At 43.8% G+C, this 8,211-nt stretch carries 5 protein-coding genes; 1 reads left to right on the top strand and 4 read right to left on the bottom strand.

The genetic code is table 11. The features are described from left to right. Positions 1 to 393 precede the first annotated feature (393 nt). From groL to pcrA, 4 genes are all read right to left on the bottom strand, one after another. The gene (gene groL / locus IM509_RS16530) at positions 394 to 2,019 is read right to left on the bottom strand and encodes a chaperonin GroEL (RefSeq protein WP_002744527.1); all 1,626 of its coding nucleotides are present in this window, start codon (positions 2,017 to 2,019) and stop codon (positions 394 to 396) included. Positions 2,020 to 2,065: 46 nt separating this feature from the next. Then, positions 2,066 to 2,377, bottom strand: coding sequence for a co-chaperone GroES (gene groES / locus IM509_RS16525; protein WP_072926587.1), 312 nt, complete (start codon positions 2,375 to 2,377; stop codon positions 2,066 to 2,068). 608 nt (positions 2,378 to 2,985) lie between these two features. After that, positions 2,986 to 3,417 (bottom strand): CAAD domain-containing protein, encoded by a 432-nt coding sequence (locus tag IM509_RS16520; protein ID WP_002769850.1) that lies wholly within the window; start codon positions 3,415 to 3,417, stop codon positions 2,986 to 2,988. 375 nt (positions 3,418 to 3,792) lie between these two features. Continuing rightward, entirely contained in the window at positions 3,793 to 6,114 is a 2,322-nt protein-coding gene (gene pcrA, locus IM509_RS16515) for a DNA helicase PcrA (RefSeq protein ID WP_185237844.1), read from the bottom strand. A 333-nt stretch (positions 6,115 to 6,447) separates the two neighbouring features. Between pcrA and metK the strand changes: the two genes are divergently transcribed. Continuing rightward, complete coding sequence (gene metK, locus IM509_RS16510) at positions 6,448 to 7,698, top strand: methionine adenosyltransferase (RefSeq protein ID WP_043995730.1); 1,251 nt, start codon at positions 6,448 to 6,450, stop codon at positions 7,696 to 7,698. The last annotated feature ends 513 nt before the right edge of the window (positions 7,699 to 8,211 follow it).

The following is an 8,211-nucleotide window of genomic DNA, read 5'->3' as shown; positions in this document are numbered from 1 at the left end:
GGTTCGCCAAAATCAGCCTTGGCAGCTTGCTGACAATTTACCACCTTGTTCCTAGAGATTCACACTTTTTGTTATCTCTGATCAAGGGTTGCGCTTGCTTTGGTTTAACCTGAGCGACTTAGTTTTTGCTGCGCTTTTTTCCGGCTTGAGATTTTGAGTTTTACGGCAACTGCTTGAGTTTTTTTGAATTAGCCCTTGACAATCAAGACAGTCGCTACAGCTTAAAAGCTTCCCGGTTTGTATAGTAAATTCGTAGGTCGGGTTGAGGCAACGAAAAACGGGTTTCTTCGAGAAACCCGTTTTCTACTCATGCACTCATGCAAAAAGATGTTTTTTCATCAAAAAAACTCGATCGCATTTAAGTGATCGAGTCGAGAAAAAATAGACTAATTACTAATAGTCGAAATCTCCACCGCCGCCTGGAGCAGCGGCTTTTTCTTTTTCGGGTTTATCCACCACAATACACTCGGTAGTTAAAACCATACCGGCGATAGAAGCGGCATTTTGTAGGGCAGAACGAGTCACTTTCGCGGGGTCAACGATACCCGCCTCAAACATATCGGAGAACTCACCAGTAGCGGCATTATAACCGACATTAAAGGGCTTTTCTTTCACCCGTTCGGCAATAACTGCACCGTTTTGGCCGGCATTTTCAGCGATCCGTTTTAAGGGAGCAGCAATGGCGCGAGAAACGATTAAAGCGCCGGTTAATTCTTCATGGTGTAGGGTTTCTTTGGCCCAGGTTTCCAATTGGGGAGCCAGGTGAGCTAAAGTAGTACCACCTCCGGGGACGATGCCTTCTTCTACGGCTGCTTTAGTGGCGTTAATTGCGTCTTCTAAGCGCAATTTGCGGTCTTTCATTTCCGTTTCGGTAGCGGCACCGACTTTAATCACTGCCACACCCCCGGCTAATTTAGCCAGACGTTCTTGCAGTTTTTCTTTATCGTAGGAAGAATCGGTTTCCTCGATTTGACGGCGAATTTGCTCACAACGGGTTTTCACTGCCACGTCGTTGCCTTCGGCGACGATGGTGGTAGTATCTTTGTTCATGGTGATACGACGGGCCGTACCTAAGCTGTCAATTTTGGTGGTTTCCAGTTTTAAACCCGCATCTTCGCTGATTACTTGACCACCGGTTAAGACGGCGATATCTTCTAACATCGCTTTTCTGCGATCGCCAAATCCAGGGGCTTTCACCGCAGTGACGTTAAGAACACCGCGCAGACGGTTAACCACTAGGGTTGCCAAAGCTTCTTTTTCGATGTCTTCGGCGATAATTACTAGGGGTTTGCCTTGACGGGCCACTTGTTCGAGAATGGGAACCAAATCCTGTACTAAACCGATTTTTTTGTCGGTAATCAGAATAGCGGGATCTTCAAAAACGCATTCCATGCGTTCGGTGTCGGTGACAAAGTAGGGAGAGATATAACCTTTGTCAAAACGCATCCCTTCGGTGATTTCTAGTTCGGTGGTCATCGATTTCCCTTCTTCCAGGGAAATTACGCCTTCTTTCCCGACTTTATCCATGGCCGAGGCGATCATTTGACCGACTTCATCATCGTTACCGGCAGAGATAGCGCCCACTTGTGCGATCGCTTTGGAATCTTCTACGGGTTTCGCGTGTTTGGCGATTTGACTGACGAGGAAATCGGCAGCTTTATCGATCCCTTTTTTCAGAGAAATCGGGTTAGCACCGGCGGCGACGTTGCGTAAACCTTCTTTAACGATAGCGTGGGCGAGAACGGTGGCGGTAGTTGTACCATCACCTGCCACATCGTTGGTTTTTGAGGCGGCTTGGCGAATTAAAGCCACACCGGTGTTCTCGATATGGTCTTCCAGTTCGATTTCTTTAGCGATGGTGATGCCATCATTGACGATTTGGGGTGCGCCAAATTTCTTTTCGAGGACGACGTTACGACCTTTGGGACCGAGGGTGACGGCTACCGCTTCGGCCAGCAGATCCATGCCTTTTTCTAGGGCCCGACGAGCATCTTCGTTGTAGATAATAGATTTAGCCATAATGTATCGTTATTCGTGCAAAATAGGGGTTTTCAAGGGTAGATGATTAGGAAACGACGGCGAGAATGTCTTTTTCGGAGAGGAGAACGTATTCTTCGCCACCAAGTTTGATATCGGTTCCGGCATATTTGGAGTAGAGAACTTTGTCACCCACACCCACTTCCACAGGGGTACGGCTGCCGTCATCGTTGCGTTTGCCAGTGCCGACGGTCACGACTTCCCCGATTTGGGGTTTTTCTTGCGCGGCGTCGGGAAGGAAAATGCCACCGGCGGTTTTTTCTTCGCTGGGGCTAACTTTAACGAAAACTCGATCGCCTAGGGGTTTAACAGTTGTTACGTTGATGCTGACTGCAGCCATGGAATATCCTCCGTTTGTCTTGTATTTGGGTAAGTGCCTTTTCCAGATTAGCACTCTTACCTTCCGAGTGCTAATTTACCGAAATAGAAGTCCCCCTGACAACGGCTCGATCGGTACGGGTTTCCGAACTATGGTGTTAAGCTAGGGTTTGCTGAAAAAGTTTGTTGGTCGGGTCAGGAATCAGTATTCTCCGAGTCAGGAGAATTAAGAATGAGCATTAATCAATTGAATGCTCTATTTAAGAATTTTAGGCAATTTTATGCTTATTTCTCTCATTTTTGCCCTCTCAAAAATTAATTAGGGTTTGCTGAATAAATTTGAAATGTAGGCAAGGTAGCGGTTTTGTGGCTTTTCTCGCTCCCACAGGTGCAAGATTTTGAGAGAATCCTGCTTCTAAACCTTGCGTCTTCATCGGCCCGCGTCCTGTAGGGGCGAAGCATTCGGGCAATAACCTATCGGTGAAACCGGAGATTTTCTATCCGAATGCTTCGCCCGTACTTTTTGCCGCAAACCCTACTTATGCAAGAACTCTAGTGTAAGCTGTTGTGCAAAAACAAAAGAGTTGAGCGGAAACACTCAACTCCTTTGTTTTTTATGCTTGATTCTATCTATAAAGTGTTATTGTGACTGCCAAAAACTTGCGCTTTTAGTGCATCAATTTCGGCTAATAACTCGCGACGATTTTCATCTTTGAGCAGATAGCGCCAGACAAACCAACCAGTGTAAACGATCCCAACTAATTGTAGGATAGGAGCAAGGAGGGGAATATCATCGATCGCATCTAAGACCGCTAGGGTAACTTTTACGGTGACAAAACTCGCTAAAATTGCCCCCAGAACGATTAAAGGTTTTTTGTATCCAGAGAAGAAACTACCGATATAATCGGGGACATTAGCCAGATAGGACATTACCGAATCCCAAACTGGTTCTACATATTCAGACCAAATCTGTTCGGTGCTGCTGCTGCTGGGTTTGCTCAGAGACCCGGGTAAATCTGTTCTAATCGGATTTTGTGTTTCGGTGGGTTGCATTGATTCCATATTAACTGATCCTCATCATAAAGGTTAGACAGTGCGCGAATACGACCAACGGGGGTCAATTTTAACAGACTGAATAGACTAACTCGCTGTTGCCCATATTATCGGATAATTGCGATAGTAGGCGGAAAGTTTCTCAACAACTATTAAGAATCAAGGATTTAGCTTCTCAATTTTATCGTCAGTCTGACCGCAATTCTCTATTCTAACAGCAGGTAGCGATCGGAGTTGAGGAATCAGGGGGTGTCAGTTATCAGTGAACAGTAATCAGTTATCAGTGGGGAGATAGGGAGTAAAAAGCCGGTGGGTTACGGCGAATACTCAATTTTTAGTGAGATTATAACTTATTTTCGCCTAACCCACCCTACAGATGATTACCTATTCCTGGATAAGTTGCATGGGTGCGGTGCGAGGATCGATGATTTTCTGACCTAAACCCGAAAATTTGACCGCTAGATTCATTTTTTTGCCCGTACCGAGGATATGGGTCACTTCTCCTTCTCCAAAAGTAGAGTGTAACACTCGATCGCCTACCTGCCATTTTCTTTGATTAGAGGCGGTTGTTTGAATGGGAACCACTTTTGGGGTCTTTTTGGGTTTCAGGTTGCTTGTGAGCAATTCTGGGGGCAATTCCTGCAAAAATTGGGAAGCTACCTTAGTCTCTTTATTTCCCCAGACATATCTTTCTTTTGCGTAGGTTAAAAATAATTGTTCCTTGGCCCGAGTCACTCCCACATAACACAAACGCCGTTCTTCCTCAAGAGCAATGGGATCGTTTAAACTACGATTATGGGGAAAAATGCCCTGTTCTAAACCGACTAAAAAGACGATAGGAAACTCTAAACCTTTGGCTGAATGTAGAGTCATTAACGATACTTTTTCCTGACCTTCCTGAAGATTATCTAAGTCCGAGGCTAAACTAGCACTAGCGAGAAATTCCCGTAGATTAGTTTCCTCATTTTCCTCTTGAAATTGTACCACGGCGGTATAAAGTTCTTGGATATTTTCGATCCGGGTATCAGCTTCCTCGGTTCCCTGCTGTTTTAATTCATCAATATATCCCGAATTTTCCATGATTTGATCTAGGATTTCACTAGCGGATAAATCGGTGATTTTTTCTTGCAGGTTTTGGATAGTTTTAGCTAATTTATTGATGCTTTTAGTCGCACGACCAGCGAGAGTATTAACGGAAGTTTCGTCGCTGATAATTTCCCATAAAGGTACTCCTAATTCTTGGGCAGCTGTGAGCAAATTATCGATTGTGGTTTTACCAATACCGCGTCGGGGAGTGTTAATAATTCTCAGTAAACTAACGGTATCAGCAGGATTGGCAATCACTCGTAAATAAGCGATCGCATCTTTAATCTCCTGTCGATCATAAAATTTAAATCCCCCGACAATATTATAGGGGATATTATTGCGAATTAACCCATCTTCAAAGGGGCGAGATTGGGCATTAATTCGGTAGAGAATGGCAAAACTACCCCAATTTAATTCGGGGTTTTCTTGAGTAAATTCTCGAATTTTATCGATAACAAAAGCTGCTTCTTCCTGTTCATCTCTGGCTTTAAAAACATAAATACTCTCGCCTCCTTCTCTGGTGGGAACAAGGACTTTATCGATTCTTTGACTATTCTTTTCAATTAACTTATTTGCCGCTTGCAGAATATTTTCCCGTGAACGATAGTTTTCCTGTAGTTTCACCATCGTGCGAGTATCATCATCGAGTAAACCATCGCCAAAGTCCGCTTGAAAATTGAGCAGAATAGTAAAATCTGCCATCCGAAAACTATAGATAGATTGGTCGGCATCACCCACCACAAAAATCGATCGATCCGTCCAATTCCACTCACTTTTTTTTGTTTCACCATTGGTGGACAAAAGCCGAATTAACTCGTACTGAATCCGGTTAGTATCTTGGTATTCATCGACTAAAATATGCTTAAATTGCGTGTGCCAATAACCGAGAATAGATTCATTTTGCTGAAAAAGACGGACTGGAACCAGTATCAAATCATCAAAATCTAGGGCGTTATTTTGTGCTAATTGCATCTGATAAGTCTGATAAACCTCAGAAATGACCCTTCCCCGAAAATGAGGGTTTTCTCTGGCGTAATCTGTGGGGGTTAAACCTAAATTTTTGGCATTACTAATCGCATAACGCAGATTGCGAGCATCAAATTTTTTATCGTCTAAATTCATCTGTTTGGTGACGATATTTTTCACCAAACTCTGGGCATCAGATTCATCCATAATTGAGAAATTCCTTTGCCAACTATGACCATATTCATCCTGATATTTATTAATGTCATAGCGCAAAATCCGACCGCAAAGACTGTGAAAAGTCCCAATCCAGAGTTTTTTAGTATAATTCCGATAAACTTGAGAAAAGAGTTTTTTCTGTTCGTATTCTTCCAAAAGTTCTAATCTTTGACCGTATTTTTCCTGTGCCTTCTGTTGAGCAAAAGTTTTTTCAATTCTCGTTTTCATTTCCCGGGCCGCCTTATTGGTAAAAGTGACCGCGAGAATATTTTCCGGATCGACCCCGTGATGACGGATCAAATGGGCGATACGATAGGTTAAAGCGCTGGTTTTTCCCGATCCTGCTCCAGCAACCACCAACAGGGGGCCGCAAAAATGCTCAACAGCAAGGCACTGGGAAGGATTGAGTTGTTCTAAATAATCGGCTGTGACTGTCATAATCTTTCCGTATAGCTCTGCGACCTCTATTAATCAGGCTACATCATCGGGACGGCTATCGGGCATTAGTCAACCCCTTCAAGAAATAAAAATTTTTTGGGCTAGTTTGTTTCAAATCGCTCAAGATTCTAAGTTGTCATCTACAATGGAATTAGCGGAGACGAAAGTTTCCGTTCACTCCTCACACCACACTCCGTCCGAACAATCGAACATTGTTCGGGCGGTTTCTTATTGAAAATACTTTATCTCTACAAATTCCCTGTTACACTGTATTATCAAAGATTTCTTGGAATCTTTTTGCGTTCAAACGTACTACTATGTGAGGGACATCACTTGTCTAAACGTTATTTGTTCACCTCCGAATCGGTTACAGAGGGACATCCCGATAAAATTTGTGACCAGATTTCTGATACTATTCTCGATGCTCTGTTATCCCAAGATGACCACAGTCGTGTAGCGGCTGAAGTGGTTGTCAATACAGGGTTAGTCTTGATTACTGGTGAAATCACCTCGAAAGCACAGGTTCACTTCGTCGATTTAGTTCGCAAGAAAATCGCTGAAATCGGCTATATCAACGCAGATAACGGCTTTTCCTCGAATAGTTGCACCGTTTTAGTCGCTTTAGACGAACAATCTCCCGATATTTCCCAGGGGGTCACGGCTGCTCAGGAAAATCGCGAACTTCTCAGCAATGATGAACTCGATAAAATTGGTGCGGGAGACCAGGGTATTGTCTTCGGTTTCGCTTGCAATGAAACCCCCGAATTTATGCCCTTACCGATTAGTTTAGCCCACCGCATCGCTCGCCGTCTAGCGGCAGTCAGAAAAACCGGTGAACTTTCCTATCTGCGTCCCGACGGTAAAACGCAAGTATCGGTCATTTATGAAGATGGTCGTCCCGTGGGTATCGATACTATCCTTGTTTCTACCCAACACGATGCTACTATCGGCGATATCACTGATAATGATCTCGTCCAACAAAAGATTAAAAGTGATCTCTGGAAAGCGGTAGTAGAGCCGGTTTTCAGCGATTTAGAGATTAAACCCGATGCCAACACCCGTTATCTGGTTAATCCCACCGGAAAATTCGTCATTGGTGGACCCCAAGGCGACGCGGGATTAACGGGACGGAAAATTATCGTCGATACCTACGGTGGCTATTCTCGTCACGGTGGCGGCGCTTTCTCCGGTAAGGATCCTACCAAAGTCGATCGCTCCGCGGCCTATGCTTGCCGTTATGTGGCCAAAAATATCGTCGCTGCTGGTTTGGCCGATAAGTGCGAGATTCAAGTGGGTTATGCGATTGGGGTAGCTCGTCCGGTGAGTCTCTTCGTGGAAACCTTTGGCACTGGCAAAGTCGCTGATGATGTGATTCTGGACTTAATCAATAAATACTTTGAACTTCGTCCGGCCGGTATTATCCAAACCTTTAACCTGCGCGGTTTACCCTCGGAAAGAGGCGATCGTTTTTACCAAGATGTGGCCGCTTATGGTCATTTTGGGCGCAATGATCTCGATTTACCCTGGGAAAAGACCGATAAAGCCGCTATCCTCAAAGAAGCTTTGACTTCTGTGGTAGTATAGGGTTAGAAATTAACTGCAATTTTTGATTGAGGAGTAGAGTTTCAGGCTCTATTCCTTTTTTCGACGGTTTTTAAACAGAAAAAGCTATATTTATCAGTCAATCGAATCTGTCTTTCTGTTTGTGTTCTTTGTGCCTTTGTGTTTATCCTTAACTCTTATGGTATAACTGGACAACAAAAGGTTTGGTTTTAAACTTTAGCCTCCCTATTCTCTGGGTCCTCTTGTAGCTAAAAATAGCTCACCTCTTATTTGTTGATGAGTGAAGGTGAATATAGCTTTTCTCATCAAGATGCAGTGTAACCTGATTGGGTAAGTAAAACTTCCCACCTCATCATTAAGATAACTGCTATATAGTTAAAATTGACAACTTAGGTGGCTCTTCGGTTTATGTTATGCAATGAACGGGGGTTATAGAGGATGTAACCCTTGTATAGAAAGGCATTTAGCGATTTTTGTCAATTATTTTTCTCTAGAGCGAACTAATCAATTAAGTCTCTTGCCAGATAAGGATTT

The organism is Microcystis sp. M31BS1 (assembly GCF_020245285.1).
Classification (GTDB): Bacteria; Cyanobacteriota; Cyanobacteriia; order Cyanobacteriales; family Microcystaceae; genus Microcystis; species Microcystis panniformis.
This window is presented reverse-complemented; position numbering and strand designations above follow the sequence as displayed.

What these genes read in the sequence shown, in the direction of transcription:
- groL (WP_002744527.1), bottom strand. Translation starts at nt 2,019, where the DNA reads ATGGCTAAATCTATTATCTACAACGAAGATGCTCGTCGGGCCCTAGAA.
- groES (WP_072926587.1), bottom strand. Translation starts at nt 2,377, where the DNA reads ATGGCTGCAGTCAGCATCAACGTAACAACTGTTAAACCCCTAGGCGAT.
- IM509_RS16520 (WP_002769850.1), bottom strand. Translation starts at nt 3,417, where the DNA reads ATGGAATCAATGCAACCCACCGAAACACAAAATCCGATTAGAACAGAT.
- pcrA (WP_185237844.1), bottom strand. Translation starts at nt 6,114, where the DNA reads ATGACAGTCACAGCCGATTATTTAGAACAACTCAATCCTTCCCAGTGC.